A 17250-nucleotide genomic window follows, 5' to 3' on the forward strand; every position below is an offset into this window, starting at 1 on the left:
GAAAACTGAGGCAAAATGGACGTTTAGAACCTTAAAATGCATTTTCTGCAGGGGTCGTGGCAATTTGTGCACTTGTCAAAACGGCCGCAACAAACCAAGTGGCAAAGTGCAACGAAACGAATTCGTTCAATTTAAGTCACAATTGGAAGATCCATGGCAGCCTCCACTGAAACGCTCTCCCCAGCCGATGCAGCAACCAATTCCGGTGACGGACGCAAGAAGACTGTTGGCCGTGTGGTCATGGGCGTCCTTGCCCTTGGCGCTGCGTACGGGGCCTATTCGCTTTACGGTTATCAAACTGTCGGGCGGTATATGCAGGAGACCAATGACGCTTATGTGAAAGCCGATGGCGTCGCGGTGAGTTCGAAGCTTGCGGGATATGTTCGCGCAGTGCCTGTTGCGGAAAATCAGGCCATCGCAGCGGGCGGGCTTTTGGTGCAGATTGATCCGAGCGACTTTTCAACACGGTTGGCGCAGGCCAGCGCGCAAGTTGAAGTGGCGCGAGCAACCGAGGCTGCGACTTTGGCATCGATTAACGAAGCGCGGTCTGCGGTTGGCCAAGCGCAGGCGGCGCTGGCTGCCAGCCAACGCGATTTGGCGTACCTGAATGGCGAAGTCACGCGGTTCAGGCCTTTGGTGGTAAGCGGTGCAGAACCGCGCCAGATGCTGGACCAGCTGACTGCCAACCGTGACAAGGCCTCTGCCGATGTTTCGGCCAAGCAGGCGATGCTGGAAGCAGCAAACGACCGTGTGGTGAGCGCTCGGGCGCAAGCGGGCCAATCCGCCGCGCAGATCAAAGCGGCACAAGCGCAACGCGATGCGGCCGGGAACGATCTGGGCACGACCAGGATCACCGCGCCAGTTGCAGGACGCATTGGCAATTCAACGGTTCGAGTGGGCCAATTTGTCCAACCCGGCCAACGGTTGATGACGATTGTGCCCACGCAAGCGCTTTATGTTGAGGCCAATTTCAAGGAAACCCAGATTGGCCTGATGCGCGCGGGACAGCCGGTCAAGATCAGTGTCGACGCGTTGCCCGATGTGGATTTCCACGGAACGGTTGAAAGCATCACTCCGGGAACGGGCGCAAACTTTTCAATGATCCCGCCGCAAAACGCGACTGGCAACTTCACCAAAATCGTCCAGCGCGTGCCTGTGCGCATCCGTCTGAATGCAGGGCCTGAATCCCGCAAAGTGCTGGTGCCAGGACTGTCATTGACGGTCGAAGTCGATACGCGGTCAGCAAAATCTGCGGTCGAGGCAATCCGCAAAGAACAGGAACAGGTGGCCAAGTGAGCGCCCCTGCGACAACCTTGGATGACGCAGAGGCTTTACCCCTAGAGCCGGCGCAGCCTGAAAAGGCTAATGTTGCGGCGTGGCTGGGTGTTGCGGCAGGCGCCATCGGATCATTGATGGCAACGCTCGACATTTCGATCGTTAATGCTTCTCTGCCAACAATCCAAGGCGAGATCGGCGCGTCTGCGAGCGAAGGAACGTGGCTGGCCACTTCCTATCTTGTTGCAGAAATCATCATCATCCCGTTGACAGGCTGGCTGGCCCGGGTGTTTGGGCTCCGCCAGTTCCTCATTTTTGCGGCGACATTTTTCACCTTCTTTTCCGTCGTCTGCGGGCTGTCTACATCTCTAACAATGATGATTGTCGGGCGTGTTGGCCAAGGCCTGACCGGCGGCGCCATGATCCCGACCGCCTTGACAATCATCGCCACGCGCCTGCCCAAATCACAACAGCCGATTGGCACCGCGATCTTCGGACTGACGGCGATCATGGGCCCGGTGCTCGGACCACTTGTCGGGGGCTGGCTGACTGAAAACTTTAGCTGGCATTATGCATTCTTCATCAACGTCCCGATCGGTGCAATCCTTATGGCCCTTTTGCTCCTGGGCTTGCCAAAAAGCCGGATGCATCTGGACGAACTGGTGAATGCCGATTGGCTTGGCGTGTTGGGCATGGTGCTCGGCCTTGGCGGGCTGACCGTTGTGCTGGAAGAAGGCCACCGCGAACAGTGGTTTGAATCCGGGACGATCTGGCGTCTGTCAGCACTGACCTTGCTTGGTTTTGTGATGATCGGCATCGGTCAGGTTTATGCCAAACGACCCGTCGTGAAGCTAGCCTTGCTGCGCAACCGCGCGTTTGCCTCGGTGTTTCTGCTAGGGACAGTTCTGGGCGGATCGATGTACGGCACCGCCTATGTTATTCCGCAATTTCTGGCAGGCATTGCCAATTACAACGCGATGCAAGCAGGCCTGATCGTATTCCTCACCGGCGTACCGGCGATGATGATGATGCCGTTTTTCCCAATCCTTCTGGCGCGCGTCGATCTTAGGGTGATCGTCGCCACTGGCATGATCCTGCTGGCGACATCGTGCTACATTGACATTGAACTTACCGCTGAATCGCGCGGCGGCGATTTCGTTGTTTCGCAATTGCTACGCGGTCTTGGCACCGTGTTTTGCATGATGTTCCTCAATCAGGCCGCGATCAGTTCTGTTTCTATCGAAGATGCAGGCGACGGGGCTGGCTTGTTTAACGCCGGACGCAATCTGGGCGGGTCAGTCGGCCTTGCCCTTCTGGCTACGTTACAAGACGGACGCATGGAGTACCATCGTTGGACAATCCATAGCGCCCTGAGCGCGAATGATGGAGCAGTCCAAGGCTGGGTAAACCAGCAAACCATGGCATTCGGTGGGGGGCCTGAAGGCACCGAAACAGCCATGCGCATGCTTGATGGTATGGTTACACGCGACGCTCTGGTCATGGCTTTCGGCGATGATTTCATGGCTTTGACGATCGCAATTTTGCTGGTCACGCCCCTCGTTCTGTTTCTGCGCCCACTTCCCGAAGGCTATAACCCGAAGGTTTCGCACTGATGTTTGCAATCAACCTAACCCGCACCACCGGCCTGACGGCATTGGTCGCGGCACTGCTTTCAGGCTGCACCACTGTTGGTCCAAATTACGCAGGAGCCCCTGACGCAGCCCCGCAGGCCACGGGGCGTTCCGGCTTTTTGCGCGCGCCCGATGCGTTGGCGCAAGCGCCTTCAGCTCGGTGGTGGGAAAGCCTGAATGATCCGGTGTTGGATCAGATGATCAATGAGGCATTGGCCAGTTCGCCGGCCTTGGCCGCTGCGAACGCAAGAGTTGCGCAATCACGTGCATCGCTGGCCGCAAGCAAGACGGCTGCACTGCCATCACTGAACACGTCATTCTCTGCGCCTTATATCAACGTGCCAGGCAATCTGGTTGGTGATGGCGGGGGACGCGATGAATTGAATGCCTACAATCTCGGCTTTGATGCGGCCTGGGAGATTGATTTGTTCGGTGGCCAGCGCCGCAAAGTGGAAGCCGCAACCGCGCGCGCCGAAGCTTCTGAAGCTAGCGCTGCCGATGCTGTTGTTACTTTGTCGGCCGAAATTGCGCGGGCCTATGTCGGGCTGCGCGCAAGGCAAGCCATGCATAAGCTGCAAAGCCGTCAGGTTGAAATTGATCGGGCGTTGACGGGACTTGCGCAACAACGTCTCAAAGCGGGCACTACGTCTGCTCAACCTTTGAATGCGGCTGAAGCAGAAGCCTTTTCCAGCGAGGCGTCTCTGGCAAAAACGGGTGCAGAGATTGCTGTGCTGATGGATCAGCTTGCCGTTTTAACAGGCAAAGAGCCGGGGGCGCTTGATGCAACTCTCAACCAGGTAGCGGCAATTCCGTTGCCACCTGCCCGCGTTGCCGTGGGCGACCCGGCATCGCTTTTGCGCAGCAGGCCTGACGTCCGCACAGCAGAGCGCCAGCTTGCAGCAGCCAGCGCTGACGTGGGCATTCAAGTGGCCAATAGATTTCCGAAGATCAGCTTTCTTGGCCTACTCGGGCTTGGCGGACAGAACATTGGCGATGTGTTTGATCCGGGCAACATTGTGGGACTGGCTCTGCCCCGCCTCAACTGGAGCATATTTGACGGGGGGCGCGCTGAACGTCAGGTTGACGGTGCCAAAAGCGCTTTGGCCGAAGCCGAGGCCAAGTATCGGCAATCGGTGCTCGGGGCGCTTCAAGATGCCGAAGGTTCGCTTGCCCGGTTTGGCGCACAACGCATCGCCTTTGCGCGCGCACTCGACGCAGAGCAGCGCAGCGCGCATTCCTTGAAGTTGCAAAGACAACGCCTTTCTGCAGGGACTGGAAGCCTGTCAGATACGTTCAACGCGGAACGGATGGCGTTGCAAATGTCGATGGCGGTTGCAAGTTCGCAAGCTGATTTGACGACCGCATTCGTCGCGGTGGAAAAGGCGCTCGGCCTTGGCTGGCAAACTCCTGAGGCGCAGAAATGAGCCGGTTTCGTCCATTTTATAGTATCTTGATTCTGCCACAGGTTGAGGCAATATCTTCCCATGATACGCCGAAAAGGCGAGGAGTTGGGACAGATGCGCTGGATTTCGGATGCAAGTTGCCGTATTTGGCAGGCCTATTGCCAGGGGCTGGTTATGTCGAGCCCGGTTCCACGGCTGGACTGGTGGTGGACGTGCGAACGCGACAGAAAGCAGAGTGTCGCTGGTGATGGCAAACAATCCAGCCAAATCGACGAAACTACCGTCCACTGATCAGGAATATCTGACACCTGCAGCAGAGCCTTGTAGTCGGCGCGGCCGACCGTCGCTTGAAGAGGCCCAAAGATTACCATCGCGGATATTACAAGCGGGTTGGGAAGTTTTGGCTGAACACGGGTTCGAAAATTTCACGTTCGACCGCATCGCCCGCCACGCTCGTATTGGCAAAGTAACCATTTACAATCGCTTTGCCGGTAAAGCAGAATTTCTGGAAGCACTGCTGAAATTCAAGGTGACAGAACGCCGCATGTCGATCCTTGCGGTTGGTGCGCACTTACCCTTGATCGAAAGTTTCTGCCAGCGCGCCGTGGCCGTGATTGAAATCATGCTGTCACCCGAAGGCGTGATGATGGAGCGCCTGCTCGACTGGTGCGATCAGGAATTTGGTGATGGCGTGAAAAATTATCGTTACGCGATGTATGAAGACGCGCTTATCCATATCGAAGCGCAGTTGAAAGAAGCAGCCTCGCAACAAGGATTTGTCGTCAGAGACGTGCCGCTCGCCGCGCGTTTCTGGATAGAGGGCCTGCTTGGTCATGCGCGGTTTTTGGGCAGCGTTTGCAAGTTTGATCGCGAAGAGACGGAATGTTGGGCCCGCCATTATTCCGAATTCTACTTTGCAGCATGGCGTGCATGATTAAGCTGCAGATATGCAGGACGACAGCACCAATTTGAAGCGAACGGATCATTTTCTCTAAGCTGCTGAAGCTTGTTTCTGCCACCAAAGGATTGGCAATCTATCTCGCATTACCGCTGCCAGCGACTATGGTAAGCCGGTGTTTTCTAAGGAGACGCTTAACATGTCGAACAGTCCATGGGCGCATCACCGTAGCGCTAGCATTGCCGATGATATCGATTTCGAGATCAAAGGGCAGGAATTGCAGTTCCTTGAGATCGAGCTTGATCCGGGCGAAAGTGCCGTGGCCGAAGCCGGAGCGCTTGTCTGGAAAGACGCCACGATCGACATGACTACGGTATTTGGCGATGGCAGCGGCGACAGCGGTGGCGGCTTCATGGGCAAGTTGCTGGGCGCAGGCAAGCGACTGGTGACCGGGGAAAGCCTGTTCACCACCGTGTTCACCCATAACGGTCAGGGCAAGGCACGGGTTGCATTTGCATCCCCTACGCCCGGCGCGATTCTGCCAATCAAGCTTTCGGACATGGGAGGGACGCTGATTTGCCAGAAGGACAGCTTTCTTGCAGCGGCGCGCGGGGTTTCCATTGGCGTGGCGTTTCAGCGCAAAGTGTTGACAGGCCTGTTCGGCGGCGAAGGCTTTATCATGCAAAAGCTGGAAGGCGACGGCTGGGTGTTCGTGCAGATGGGCGGCACCGTTGTCGAACGTGAATTGCGCGCGGGCGAAGAATTGCATGTCGATACGGGCTGTCTTGCCGCATATACCCCATCGGTCGATTTTGATCTTGTGACCGCAGGTGGTGTGCGTAGCGTATTGTTCGGCGGTGAAGGACTGTTCTTTGCGCGGTTGCGCGGGCCCGGCAAAGTATGGATTCAGTCTCTACCATTCTCGCGCCTTGCCGGTCGGATGCTGGCAGCCGCAGGATCGCGCGGGGGGCAGAACCGTGGTGAGGGATCAATCCTTGGCGAGCTGGGAGATTTCATCGGCGGCAATCACTGATTGCGGTCAAGCGCTGATCAACGAAGAACGGGAGCATGGCTGCTCCCGTTTTTCACATCAACACGGTGATTGATCAAATAGCCCTACGAAGACGCCACCAAACGGAGTTGCGGGCGATTGGCAAGTTCCCAACCCATGTCACCTGTCCGGTTTTCGAGACTGTCCCTTAAACAATCAACAGCCATAGCGAGATGCAACGCTGCCATGGCTTGGCCGTGGGTATCAAGTTCACCCAATGCGTTGGCCAACGATTCATAGACCTGGTCAAGCGACCTTGCTGATGTCTGCATAACGACAGCCCCCATCCTTGTCTCGTTTGACCGACAGACCGGTTGGTCCTTCAAAGGTCATCGCGTTGGTCGCCTGTGCTTAGCGACACAATGCCCAAGAAAAAGCAAAGAATGCACCGCTTATGATCAAACCACGCGAGTAAGATTGCGGTCTATGATGGAGAGATTCGCAAAATACTTACAGTTCTGACAGTTAGCCAGACAAACGAAGCCGCAATGCAATATCTGGCTTTTCAAAAAAATCTGCAAAATTTCGTTCATTTTGGCCGAATTGCGAATATGCGCGAACGCAAGCGTATTCGAGCAAGATTTTGCGCCTTGCATAAAGTCGTCACTTCCGAATGATTCGGTTTTGGAGTGCAACCGCTGGCCAAGACCGAGGCACAAAAACCGGTCAAATGCCGCGCCAGATAATGCACCAGTGCTATGGCGTTAATTATTCCAAACCCGAACAGTTCGCAGCCGCGAAGACACGTTTTTGCAGTGCACTTTTGATGGGCACAAATGCGATTTCGGGGAATTGCTTTACCGGCAACGCTCCATGGCTTCGCGGGCGAGCCTTGCGAGCACGGGGAAAGCCTCGGCACGATCCTTAGCGCTGGCAGAGGCGGCCGTTCCGCGCAAATACCGCCCTTTTATGCCGTGAAAAATTGCCGCAAGCCGGAAATAATTAAACGCCACATAGAAGTCCCACGACGCAATGGCTTGGCGATTTGTGCGGCGGCAATAAGCGGCAACATATTCCGCTTCTGTTGGAATGTTAAGCGCCGCCAAGTCTACGCCTTCAAGGCCTGCGACGATATTTGCCGGCATGTGATACATCATCGCATGATAAGCAAAATCAGCGAGCGGATGACCAAGCGTCGAAAGCTCCCAGTCCAATACCGCAATCACGCGCGGTTCGGTTGGATGGAAGATCATGTTATCACAGCGGAAATCGCCGTGAACCACGCTGGTTTCATCACCTTCGGGAATGGCCGTTGGCAGCCATTCGACAAGAGCATCCATGTTGGGATCGCGCCCGGCCAACTCGTCTTCCAGATACTGACGCGACCAGCGGCCAACTTGACGCGCAAAGTAGTTTCCAGGCTTGCCATAATCACCAAGGCCGACTGCTTCGGGATCAATCGCGTGAAGTTGTGCGATGGTTGCGTTCATCGCATCAAAATACGCGGGTCGATCTTCACGGGACACTTCAGGGAATGTCGCGTCCCAAAAAATGCGGCCCTCGACCATTTCCATCACATAGAACCAACTGCCGAGCACGGCATCGTCTGTGCATAGGCCATAAACCTTGGCGACCGGGAAACCGACCGACCCCAGCGCCGTCAGGACCTGGGCCTCACGCTCAACCGCGTGGGCACCCTTTAACACCGGCCCTGGTGGTTTGCGGCGCAAGACATAGCTGCGTGTCGGGGTAACCAACTTATACGTCGGGTTTGATTGACCGCCTTTAAACTGTTCAACGCTTAGTGGGCCATCAAAGCCTGCGACGTGTTCGGTCATCCACGCGACGAGCGCTGCCTGATCAAAGCTGTAACCTTCACGGACAGGGGTGGTGCCCGCGTTGGCGTTTTGTGCGGTTGCGTTCACGCTGTTACCGGCTGTGCTTGGCGCCAATCGCGGCGGATCTTCTTGGCAAGGCTCCACTTATGGACTTCGGTCGGGCCATCATAGATACGGAAGGCGCGGACTTCGCGGAACATTTGTTCGACGATGGTATCGGTGGTTACGCCGCTGCCACCCATCACCTGCACGCATTTATCAGCCACGCGCATCAGCGCTTCGGACACGGCGACTTTGGCCATCGAACTTTCGACCGTGCCGAGCGATCCGGTATCGAGCACGCCTGCGCACCAATCAATCATCAGTTCAGCCTGCTTCAGATCAATCATATTTTCGGCGAGCATGAAGCCGACGCCTTCATGTTCGATCAAGTGTTTACCAAAGGCCATACGCTTGCAAGCATATTCCGTAGCGATTTCTTGCGACCGGATGCAACCGCCAAGCCAGCGCATGCAATGCGACAAGCGCGCCGGACTGAGCCGGATTTGGGCATATTTGAAACCTTCGCCGGGTTCACCCAGCATATGGTCTGATGACACGCGCAAGTTTTCGATAGCGATTATGGCATGGCCGCCCGGCATATTGCTATCGATCGTATTTGGGACGCGTTCGATACGGATTGCCGGATCGGGCAGGTCAACCAGGAACATACATGCCCCGCCCTGTTCATCTTTGGCCATGACAATGCCCACTTTGGCACCCTTGGCCCCGGTGATGAACGCCTTGCGACCATTGATGACCCAGTGATTGCCATCGCGCTTGCAAAGCGTTTGCATCATCAAAGGATCAGACCCGGCGCCGCCTTCGCTGGCAGGTTCGGTCATGAAGAACGCCGAGCGTGATTCGCCCGATACAAGCTGCTTAAGGAAGCGATCCTTTAGTTCGGGGCTGCCTACTTTGCCGAGCAGATACATGTTCCCCTCGTCCGGCGCCTGCGTGTTACACGCCAACATGCCGAGCGGAGACAGGCCCGAGCGGATCAAGACAACGGCAGTCTCACGCTGGTTCAAATGGCGACCGTCGGGCAGAATATGGGGCGTCAAAACGCCAGCTTCACGGGCAAGTGCGCGCATTTCGTGCACCATCTCGTCAAGCGGGGCACCGTGATCGTCACGGCGGGGATCGCTTTCGTAAGGGATGATGACATCGCGGACGAAACGTTCAACACGATCTGCAATTTCCAATGCAGCGTCCATGCCTATGCCCGGTGTCATTCGCACTCTCCTGTTTCGCGGTCAGCTTCGTGTTTTGATCAATCGACCCGCCATCTTGCAAGCGAACGATACCGAGCCACATACTGATTTGGCAACTCTTCAGAATAATAGCTACTGACAAGTAGGTATTGAGATTTCGGGTATCGAGGAGAAGCAGGAGATGCGATACCGTAATTCCTCTTTCAAACCGGCATTTGCGATTGGTGAAACACGATGGTGAGTGACATTCCAATTGTGAAATCACCATTCAAATCCCAACAAGAGCGGCGCGACGAGCGTGAGGCGAAGCGTATGGCGGTGCTGACTGCGGCGGTGAAGATGTTCAACGCCCGGGGATATCACGCAACGTCGCTTGATGACGTGGCTGCAAGTTTGGGAGTGTCGAAGCCCACAATCTATCACTACCTTGGCAACAAAGAGCGTGTTCTGGTGGAGTGCCTGACCTTTGGTATGGACCAGTTGCTGACCGCCGCCGCTGATGCGCGCGCAGGATTGGGCCGAGGGATTGATCGGCTGCGTGCGTTCTTGATCAGCTATGCCGAAGTCAACATGGAAGACTTTGGGCGCTGCAACATCCTGACAGCGAATGAGACGCTGTCCCCCGATGCCCGTGAGACGATCCGGCTACTAAAGCGGCGGATTCATGCAACGATGCAAGAACTGGTTGAAGAGGGTATTGCCGACGGATCGATTGCGCCGTGCTATGCCAAGTTCGCCGCACTGACATTGGCAAGCGCGCTGAATGGCCCCTCGCGGTGGCACAGTCCGGATGGACCGCAATCGCCTCCTGAAATCGCCGTCGCTTTGGTCAATTTCCTGACAGCAGGACTAGCGCCGCGCTGATCAGCGCGGCTTGTAGAAATCGCGGAAGCTGGCAGGAGCGCCGCATTCACGGATCGACGTTTCAACGTGGCGCTTGCGTTCTGCAACAAGCGAAGCGGACGTCAGCGCATGATGGCGTTCAAAGCCGACTTCCTTCGCGGTGAACGGTTTGGTGCCGGGAAGCACACTCTGTCCGCCGATGCCAAACACCATGAAATTCAACATGTCGGCCAGTTGCTGATTATCGCTCAACCGGCTTTTGGCAATATTGGGCAAGCGCAACAGATAAGCGCGGGTGGCAGGCGTGCACATCATGTAGCCGACACGCCCGCGCAGTTCTGGCAATTTGGCTGGGGCGGAAATCCCCTGCACGCCGTGACATCCGGCGCAATGTTCAACGTAGTCCGCTTTGGCAAGGTCTGGATCGGTGATTGCGGCCAGGCCTTGCGCAATCGTGGTCGAACGTTGGTCATCCTTGGCAGCAAGCGCAGGAGACAGCGCGGCAAGCGCTGCTACTACACCGGCAAGAGAGGTCCAGCGCATGGGGTTGGCTTACGCCGCGCCGATCATGATCGCGGTGGAGCAGTGGTATTCCATGCTGCTTGTACCGAAGCACCAGATCACGTTGTTGTTGAGTTGTGGCAGATAGACTTGCGTTTCACGGTCGGTGTTATCGCACCCGCACTGGCCGCAAGCAGGCTTGCCGCAGCAATCGCGATAGGCAATCATGTAGGCCTTGCCGTCTTCCGGATTGATGCAAGACCCGACCCACGATACCGGCGACGGTTCCGAACCTGCCGGGCACGTATGAACGCCGCCACCGCAGCACGTGCAAAGCGACCCGTCGATAGCGCAATACCGCCAGTAATCGCACTTGGTATCATCCTTGGTCTGGGCATTGCGCGCGAATGCGGTTTTGGCCTCTGGCGTACGGTCGGGCTTGGCTGCCTCGGCACGGCTGACGGGCAGGACCGGGAAAATGGGCGCGGCGACAAGGGCGATTCCGAGGCGCGAGATGATGCTCCGCCGTGAAGTGCGGCCAGCAAAGCGCCGCAGCAGCTTTTCGCCAATCGCGTCGGGATTAAACGTCTTCATGCAATTGCCCCCTATTCACGATTTTCCGGCGCTCATGCTGCCTGAACTTTAAGCTGCGATATGTAGTCCTGGACCGAAGCGATGCCCATTTCATGCGCAATGACAAGGCTTTCGAGATGTTCACGGCTGTTGACGAGGCCCTTGGAAAGGATCGTGCCTTCGCTGTCGAGCAGGACAGCATAGGGCAGTTTGCCAACTTCGAACGCCTGGCCAACTTCAGGGCCGTTGATGAAACGGTATCTTTCCAGTCCATGCTGGGCGATCATCGCCTGCTGCGCCGAAACTTCGTCATCACCAACGAATGTCAGGTCCAGCCGTTCGTCATGTGCGAAAGACCGCGCTGCGGGGATCAAGCCCTTGCACAGCGGGCAAGTTGCCGAGACGAACATGAGCAGGCGCAGCGGCATGGACTTTGCTTGCCCTCCAACGATGACAGACTTGCCTTCAAGCGTTTGTGCGGGAACCGCTGGCGCTTTGCTGCCAACGGCTGCTGAACCACCGCTGGTCGTGAGCGCGCCTGCAGGAGCGACACGCATATGCAGCACGCCAACTTGACGAGCGAGCGCGAGCAGCATCAGCACCAGGCCAAGAATGACAAGCCAGGAAATGACCTGGCTGACGATGAGGGCAGTCATCATCGGGAATTCCTTTCCATGGTAGCAAGCGGCCCTGCGGCCAGCGCCGCAAGCACATTGACCAGATGAGTCAAAAGATAGAGCGCGACACCGCCAGCCAGCGCTATCAACCATTCGGCGGTTGCAAAGGCAGGCGTCGTGACGAGCGTGGGAACGAGCAACATGGCCAAGGCCAGATTGCGGAAAACCAATGTACGGCTGAGCGGTTGGCGCAGTTCAGACCGGCCGCAACCGCAATCAATGTGGGCGCGGCCCCTCCCGATATTAATCGCCATGGCAGCAGCAAACGCAAGCAGCAGTGCAATGGCCGGAGCTGCAAACAGGCCAATCCCCACGACCAGAGACACGCCCACAACACATTCGAGCACAGGCAGCGCAAATGCGACGGGTGCGACCAAAGCTTCGGGCAGCAACCGGTAATTGGCGACGACACCGGGAAAGACGCGGCGGCTGCGCAATTTGGCAAGACCTGCGGTGATGAAAACAAGACCTACGCCCATGGCCGCAGCCCCACCGGTAATGGCAATGGCAGATGTGCCAAGCGGGTTCACATCGGCTCCACGACAGTGATGTGGCCGCCGCCAGCGTTCTCGATTGCATGCTTGATCTCGCCAGTCTTGGCATCAAGGATGGTGGCATTGTTCTTGCGATCAGTGATCATGATCAAAGCAGCATCGTCTTGCGTCACTTCAATGTTGTGCACCGGGCTTTTGATCGGGATGCGCTTCGTGACCTTTTTGGATGTCAAATCAAGCGCCCAGATTTCATCCCCGCCGTGCTTGTGTGTCCAGTATTCACCCATGTGCATCAGCACATAAAGCGTGGAGGTAGGGCGATGAAGCGCCATGACTTGCGAGCCGCCGGGGAACCACGCAATATCCAGCGGCTTGGTATCGGCAGCGCGCAATCCGGCTGCTTGCTGGATTGAAAAGGGTTCACTGACCACCGGCTTGGCGCTGATCGCGGCCGTGCGGACCATGCCGGTATAGCTCAGAAACACCGCCTGCTTCTTTTTACGATCATAAGCGAAGTTGGCAAAAATGGGATCCGCTGCCGCATCAAAGAAGGGTTCTGTGCGGGTAATCTCTTGCGAGGCCCCTTTGACCGCAATAGTAGCCAACGTGCCATCTGCGCACAGAGACGAGAAACCGACGCCGGGATTGGGGATCAGGTTGGCGCATCCGGGCAGTTCGATGGCGCGGACAAACTTGCGCTTCACCAAATCGATCACGTTGACTGACGAGGCTGGATCGAAGTTGTAATCGTAAGCGGTTTTGCCATCATCGCTCAACATGAAGTTGGTTTTCAACCCGCCAATGATGAGCCGCCCCGGTGTCGGAATTTCCGTGAGGAGCTTGAGCGTCTTGGCATCATACACAGCTACGAGATCTTGCCGCGTGCCGCGATTGCCCTTGGTCCAGATCGTTTCGGCAACGTAATAGACCTTGCCTGCCGGATCGATAGCCATATCGGAATCGCGGCCTGTTGCGATCATACCGATCATCTTGCCTGTGGCGGAATCAAAGATGCTCGACCCTGCCGAACCCCAACCGCCCTTCACGAAAAACCAGCCAGTTTTGGGTGGTTCAAGCGTGTTGACCGTCGCTTCTTCAGCCTCGGCCACGATCGTTTCGGCGAGCGCCGGCATGGCCAGCGAACTTGCGACAACGCCCGTCAAAAGCATACACGCCAACTTGCTGCGCAACAGCGTCATCATGGCCCCCTTAAATGATGATTGAAGTTTTGACGCATGTCCAGATTCGGTCAAGTTCCTTTTCGCAATTGCGAAAATTTTGGGCTGGCCTTGTTGAATCTGTCGGCCATCAAGGACGGTCAGCAAGGCCTGCAATTTCGCGCGACGTGATGGTTTGGGCCAGTTGAACCAGCGCATGCGCCGCAATGGCGGTGAACGCCCGCATATGGTGCGACCAAGGCTTCTCATAGCCCAGAAACGGGGTCGCTCCTTCCATCGAGGCGCTGATGTAAATCGCGACAGAGCGAACTTCGTTGGGAGTGAGCGCCGGGTTCAATTCGGTGACATATTCCGCAATGGTGTTGTGCACGCTGTCATAAAAGAGGCGCACGCGATCAGCAACGAATTCATTGTGATTGGCCAGGGCCCACAATTCGGTGAACAAGCGGGTCGTACGTTTGCCGCCGATGTCATCAAGGCAAAGGACAACGATCAGCCGAAGACGTTCTGCAGCATCAAGGCCGGGCTGGCGCACGGTGCGCGCCAAAACCTTGTCGTAATTGCCGATAATATCATCCAGCAGGGTCTGGATCAGCAGTTCCTTTTTGGGGAAATGATAGCTGACGTTGCCCACTTTCATGCCGCATTCTGCAGCGATGCGGCGGATGGTAAAGGCCCCTGCCCCTTCGTCGATCAAAACGCGCAATGCGGCTTTGATAATGGCATCAACCGTTTCAGCACCACGCACATAGGTTCCCGGACGCGGGGACGAAGGCAGTTCGGTTACACGATGCTCAGGTCGGGCTGGGGCCATAATTGGCGCATAACACCAGAGTTTGGTCTGCGCCAACCGCAATGACAATCAATCGACAAGTTGTGACAGTTCCCGCTTGTCTTGTCACCCTGAACAAGGCGCTTGACCACGGTGGCAACTCTGTTCAATTTTCACGGATAACTGTGGTGATTGGTCGTGTAGTAACGGTTTCCACCCCGGACTTTCTCCGGGCATTCAAGGACATAAGCCGATGAGCGTTTCCCTCACCGTAAATGGCCGCAAGCGCGTGGTTGAAGCTGAGGCTGACAAGCCATTGCTTTGGGTGCTGCGCGAGGACCTTGATATGCCGGGAACCAAGTTTGGCTGCGGTGCGGGCTTGTGCGGTGCCTGCACCGTCCACCTTGATGGTGAGGCTGTCCGTTCGTGCCAAACGCCGATTGCCGATGCCGCAGGCAAAACAATCACGACGATTGAAGGCATCGCCACCAACGCAATCGGCAAGCGTGTGACAGAAGCGTGGGCAGCGCTGGACGTGCCGCAGTGCGGCTATTGCCAGGCGGGCCAGATCATGTCAGCCACCGCGCTGTTGAAGCAAAACCCCAAGCCGTCGGCAGAAGATATAGATGGTTGGATGAGCGGGAACATCTGCCGTTGCGCGACATATTTGCGCATCCGTGCGGCAATCCGCCAGGCAGCGGGACTGGCTCCGGAGATTGTCGCTGCGGGCAATGCCGGCGGGGAGCAAGTCGCATGAGCAATGCTGCTGTCTTGAACCGCCGTTCCTTCATGGTCGCCTCGCTGGCGGGTGGAGCCGTGCTGACGCTGGATGCGACAGTCGTTCTGGCGGCACCTGCAAAAGGTGCGCCCGCCGATGTTTTGAACGCGTTCGTACGGATCAATGCCGATAATAGCGTAACCATCGGCGCAAAGAACCCCGAGATTGGCCAAGGCGTGAAAGTCATGCTGCCGATGCTGATCGCAGAAGAGCTCGACCTGGCGTGGGAGCAGGTGAAAATCGAGCAGACCGATGCGGACGAGACGAAATACGGCATTCAAACCGCTGGCGGCAGCACGGCGACGCCGCGCAATTGGCTGCCGATGCGCCAAGTGGGCGCAGCAGCCCGTGCGATGCTGATCGCAGCGGCGGCGCAACAATGGGGCGTTGAGACAGCAACACTCACCACCGCGCGCGGTGCGGTACTGCACAAAGCCACCGGCAAAAGCCTGACGTATGCCTCTCTGGCAAAAGCAGCGTCGACGCAAACTCCGCCCGACCTTGCCAAAGTTTCGCTGAAGGATCCTTCGGCCTTTTCGATTATCGGCAAGTCGAAGCCGGGCGTTGATGTGCCCAAGATCATCAAGGGTGAGCCGTTGTTCGGCATCGACACGCGCTTGCCCGGCCTTGTCCATGCTGCGGTGGTGAAGTGCCCGGCACACGGCGGCACTGTGGCATCGATCGATGATGCTGCGGTAAAGGCTATTCCGGGTGTCGTCGCGGTGGTGGCGGTTAACAGCGGCTTTGTTCCGGCGGGCCAAAACGATACCGTGTTGATCGTGGCGGACAGCTGGTGGAAAGCCAGCAAGGCGCGGGAAAAATTGGTTGTGGTGTGGGATGATGCCGCAGTATCCGGCTTTTCCACTGCGGGATACGAAAAGGCCGCCGCTGGACTAGTGGCCAATCCGCCACAAGTAAGCCTGTTCAAGGCGGGCGATGCGGATGCTGCGCTGATATCGGCAGCGAAAGTAGTAAAGGCCGATTACGAATATCCATTCCTTGCCCACGCCACGCTGGAACCGCAAAATTGCACAGCGCTGTTCAAGGACGGTAAGCTGGAAATGTGGGCGCCGAGCCAGTCTCCTGCCAACGGCAGGACCGAAACTGCCAAGCTTTGCGGCATCGCGCCTGAAGATCTGACGATCCATCTGACACGGATCGGTGGTGGCTTTGGGCGACGTTTGTTGAACGATTACATGGCGATTGCCGGACAAGTGGCCAAAGCCGTACCCGGCAAACCCGTGAAGGTCATTTATGACCGGACCGATGATTTTCGGCACGATTTCTACCGCCCCGCAGGATGGCACCGGTTTAGTGCAGGGCTGGATGCCAGCGGCACGATTGTGGCGCTGAAGGATCACTTCGTCACGTTCGGTAAGGACGGAAAAGGCCTGCGCGCAGCCGATATGGCAGCCACCGAATTCCCCGGCCCGATTGTGCCCAATGTCGATTACGGCGTAAGTTACATGGCAACCAACCTTGGCACCGGCTGGTTGCGCGCGCCGACATCCAACGCAATGGCATTCGTGTTCCAAAGCTTTCTTGATGAAGTGGCAGAAGCGGCGGGGCTGGATTTGCCGGAATTGATGCGGCGGACACTGGGCCAATCGCGTGAAATTCCAGGTGGGCGCGTACCGTTTCATACAGGCCGTGCGCGCGGAGTGATTGACGCAGTCTGTAAATCTGCCGGTTGGAAAGGCCGCGAAAAAGGCCGCGGATTTGGCTTCTATTTCTGCCACCTTGGCTACTTTGCCGAGGTTGTTGACGTGACGATCAGCGATGGCGTTGTGAAAGTCGATAAAGTCTGGGTGGCGGGCGACGTTGGATCGCAAGTGATCAATCCGATCAACGCGATGCATCAAGTGCAAGGCGCAGTGATCGAAGGTCTGGGTCAGGCCATGCTGGGCCAAAAGATCGTGCAGGAAAACGGCGTCGTTACTGCCGAAAACTTTGGTGACTTTGCGCTGATGCGGATGGAGGGTGTACCGCGCGAAATCGCGGTGGAATTCATCAAGACCGATTTTCCACCAACAGGCCTTGGCGAACCTGCCCTGCCCCCGGTCATTCCCGCGCTGGCCGGTGCGATTTATTCCGTCACCGGAAAACGTCATCGCCGATTGCCATTGGAGCTGATATAGCCCCGCC

General features: G+C 56.9%; 16 protein-coding genes. 8 read left to right on the forward strand and 8 right to left on the reverse strand.

What is annotated here, in order from left to right:
- Positions 1 to 153 precede the first annotated feature (153 nt).
- The 5 genes from B7Y89_RS05275 to B7Y89_RS05295 all read left to right on the forward strand — a co-directional run bounded on the left by B7Y89_RS05275 (position 154) and on the right by B7Y89_RS05295 (position 6240).
- Positions 154 to 1296 carry an HlyD family secretion protein gene (locus tag B7Y89_RS05275; protein ID WP_292936400.1) on the forward strand — a complete coding sequence of 381 codons (1143 nt, stop codon included), beginning with the start codon at positions 154 to 156 and terminating at the stop codon, positions 1294 to 1296.
- Positions 1293 to 2888 carry an MDR family MFS transporter gene (locus B7Y89_RS05280; protein WP_292936402.1) on the forward strand — a complete coding sequence of 532 codons (1596 nt, stop codon included), beginning with the start codon at positions 1293 to 1295 and terminating at the stop codon, positions 2886 to 2888. Before B7Y89_RS05275 ends, B7Y89_RS05280 begins: the two co-directional genes overlap by 4 nt.
- Positions 2888 to 4330: an efflux transporter outer membrane subunit gene (locus tag B7Y89_RS05285; protein ID WP_292936404.1), complete on the forward strand. Its 1443-nt coding sequence runs from the start codon at positions 2888 to 2890 to the stop codon at positions 4328 to 4330. The genes B7Y89_RS05280 and B7Y89_RS05285 overlap by 1 nt, the downstream gene beginning before the upstream one ends.
- Before the next feature lie 226 nt (positions 4331 to 4556).
- Positions 4557 to 5243, forward strand: a complete 687-nt coding sequence (locus tag B7Y89_RS05290) for a TetR/AcrR family transcriptional regulator (RefSeq protein ID WP_292936406.1) — start codon at positions 4557 to 4559, stop codon at positions 5241 to 5243.
- A gap of 163 nt (positions 5244 to 5406) precedes the next feature.
- The gene (locus tag B7Y89_RS05295; protein WP_292936408.1) at positions 5407 to 6240 is read left to right on the forward strand and encodes a TIGR00266 family protein; all 834 of its coding nucleotides are present in this window, start codon (positions 5407 to 5409) and stop codon (positions 6238 to 6240) included.
- An 815-nt stretch (positions 6241 to 7055) separates the two neighbouring features.
- Here B7Y89_RS05295 and B7Y89_RS05300 read toward each other — a convergent pair.
- Positions 7056 to 8123 carry a phosphotransferase gene (locus B7Y89_RS05300; protein ID WP_292936410.1) on the reverse strand — a complete coding sequence of 356 codons (1068 nt, stop codon included), beginning with the start codon at positions 8121 to 8123 and terminating at the stop codon, positions 7056 to 7058.
- A complete protein-coding gene (locus B7Y89_RS05305) occupies positions 8120 to 9310 on the reverse strand; it encodes an acyl-CoA dehydrogenase (protein WP_292936411.1) in 1191 nt (396 codons plus the stop codon). Before B7Y89_RS05305 ends, B7Y89_RS05300 begins: the two co-directional genes overlap by 4 nt.
- Positions 9311 to 9523: 213 nt before the next feature.
- On the opposite strand from B7Y89_RS05305, the gene B7Y89_RS05310 reads away from it, so the two are divergent.
- Positions 9524 to 10153: a TetR/AcrR family transcriptional regulator gene (locus B7Y89_RS05310; protein WP_292936432.1), complete on the forward strand. Its 630-nt coding sequence runs from the start codon at positions 9524 to 9526 to the stop codon at positions 10151 to 10153.
- On the opposite strand, the gene B7Y89_RS05315 is transcribed toward B7Y89_RS05310, so the two are convergent.
- The 6 genes from B7Y89_RS05315 to B7Y89_RS05340 all read right to left on the reverse strand — a co-directional run bounded on the left by B7Y89_RS05315 (position 10154) and on the right by B7Y89_RS05340 (position 14369).
- A complete protein-coding gene (locus tag B7Y89_RS05315; RefSeq protein ID WP_292936433.1) occupies positions 10154 to 10675 on the reverse strand; it encodes a cytochrome C in 522 nt (173 codons plus the stop codon).
- A gap of 9 nt (positions 10676 to 10684) precedes the next feature.
- Positions 10685 to 11227 (reverse strand): methylamine dehydrogenase light chain, encoded by a 543-nt coding sequence (locus tag B7Y89_RS05320; protein WP_292936435.1) that lies wholly within the window; start codon positions 11225 to 11227, stop codon positions 10685 to 10687.
- 32 nt (positions 11228 to 11259) lie between these two features.
- Positions 11260 to 11865, reverse strand: coding sequence for a methylamine utilization protein MauD (locus B7Y89_RS05325; protein ID WP_292936437.1), 606 nt, complete (start codon positions 11863 to 11865; stop codon positions 11260 to 11262).
- Entirely contained in the window at positions 11862 to 12413 is a 552-nt protein-coding gene (locus B7Y89_RS05330) for a MauE/DoxX family redox-associated membrane protein (RefSeq protein ID WP_292936439.1), read from the reverse strand. The genes B7Y89_RS05325 and B7Y89_RS05330 overlap by 4 nt, the downstream gene beginning before the upstream one ends.
- Complete coding sequence (locus tag B7Y89_RS05335; RefSeq protein WP_292936441.1) at positions 12410 to 13579, reverse strand: amine dehydrogenase large subunit; 1170 nt, start codon at positions 13577 to 13579, stop codon at positions 12410 to 12412. Before B7Y89_RS05335 ends, B7Y89_RS05330 begins: the two co-directional genes overlap by 4 nt.
- Positions 13580 to 13685: 106 nt before the next feature.
- A complete protein-coding gene (locus tag B7Y89_RS05340; protein ID WP_292936443.1) occupies positions 13686 to 14369 on the reverse strand; it encodes a TetR family transcriptional regulator in 684 nt (227 codons plus the stop codon).
- Positions 14370 to 14580: 211 nt separating this feature from the next.
- Here B7Y89_RS05340 and B7Y89_RS05345 point away from each other — a divergent pair, with 211 nt between their 5' ends.
- Both B7Y89_RS05345 and B7Y89_RS05350 read left to right on the forward strand, forming a co-directional pair.
- Positions 14581 to 15084 carry a (2Fe-2S)-binding protein gene (locus B7Y89_RS05345; protein WP_292936445.1) on the forward strand — a complete coding sequence of 168 codons (504 nt, stop codon included), beginning with the start codon at positions 14581 to 14583 and terminating at the stop codon, positions 15082 to 15084.
- Positions 15081 to 17243 carry a molybdopterin cofactor-binding domain-containing protein gene (locus B7Y89_RS05350; RefSeq protein ID WP_292936447.1) on the forward strand — a complete coding sequence of 721 codons (2163 nt, stop codon included), beginning with the start codon at positions 15081 to 15083 and terminating at the stop codon, positions 17241 to 17243. Before B7Y89_RS05345 ends, B7Y89_RS05350 begins: the two co-directional genes overlap by 4 nt.
- Positions 17244 to 17250 lie beyond the last annotated feature (7 nt).

It is taken from the genome of Novosphingobium sp. 32-60-15, from assembly GCF_002280675.1.
Lineage (GTDB): Bacteria > Pseudomonadota > Alphaproteobacteria > Sphingomonadales > Sphingomonadaceae > Novosphingobium.

Bases quoted from the DNA above. Each gene is read 5' to 3' on its own strand.
- B7Y89_RS05275 (WP_292936400.1), top strand. From the start codon at position 154: ATGGCAGCCTCCACTGAAACGCTCTCCCCAGCCGATGCAGCAACCAAT.
- B7Y89_RS05305 (WP_292936411.1), bottom strand. From the start codon at position 9,310: ATGACACCGGGCATAGGCATGGACGCTGCATTGGAAATTGCAGATCGT.
- B7Y89_RS05335 (WP_292936441.1), bottom strand. From the start codon at position 13,579: ATGATGACGCTGTTGCGCAGCAAGTTGGCGTGTATGCTTTTGACGGGC.
- B7Y89_RS05310 (WP_292936432.1), top strand. From the start codon at position 9,524: ATGGTGAGTGACATTCCAATTGTGAAATCACCATTCAAATCCCAACAA.
- B7Y89_RS05315 (WP_292936433.1), bottom strand. From the start codon at position 10,675: ATGCGCTGGACCTCTCTTGCCGGTGTAGTAGCAGCGCTTGCCGCGCTG.
- B7Y89_RS05285 (WP_292936404.1), top strand. From the start codon at position 2,888: ATGTTTGCAATCAACCTAACCCGCACCACCGGCCTGACGGCATTGGTC.
- B7Y89_RS05340 (WP_292936443.1), bottom strand. From the start codon at position 14,369: ATGGCCCCAGCCCGACCTGAGCATCGTGTAACCGAACTGCCTTCGTCC.
- B7Y89_RS05345 (WP_292936445.1), top strand. From the start codon at position 14,581: ATGAGCGTTTCCCTCACCGTAAATGGCCGCAAGCGCGTGGTTGAAGCT.
- B7Y89_RS05350 (WP_292936447.1), top strand. From the start codon at position 15,081: ATGAGCAATGCTGCTGTCTTGAACCGCCGTTCCTTCATGGTCGCCTCG.
- B7Y89_RS05320 (WP_292936435.1), bottom strand. From the start codon at position 11,227: ATGAAGACGTTTAATCCCGACGCGATTGGCGAAAAGCTGCTGCGGCGC.
- B7Y89_RS05325 (WP_292936437.1), bottom strand. From the start codon at position 11,865: ATGATGACTGCCCTCATCGTCAGCCAGGTCATTTCCTGGCTTGTCATT.
- B7Y89_RS05295 (WP_292936408.1), top strand. From the start codon at position 5,407: ATGTCGAACAGTCCATGGGCGCATCACCGTAGCGCTAGCATTGCCGAT.
- B7Y89_RS05290 (WP_292936406.1), top strand. From the start codon at position 4,557: ATGGCAAACAATCCAGCCAAATCGACGAAACTACCGTCCACTGATCAG.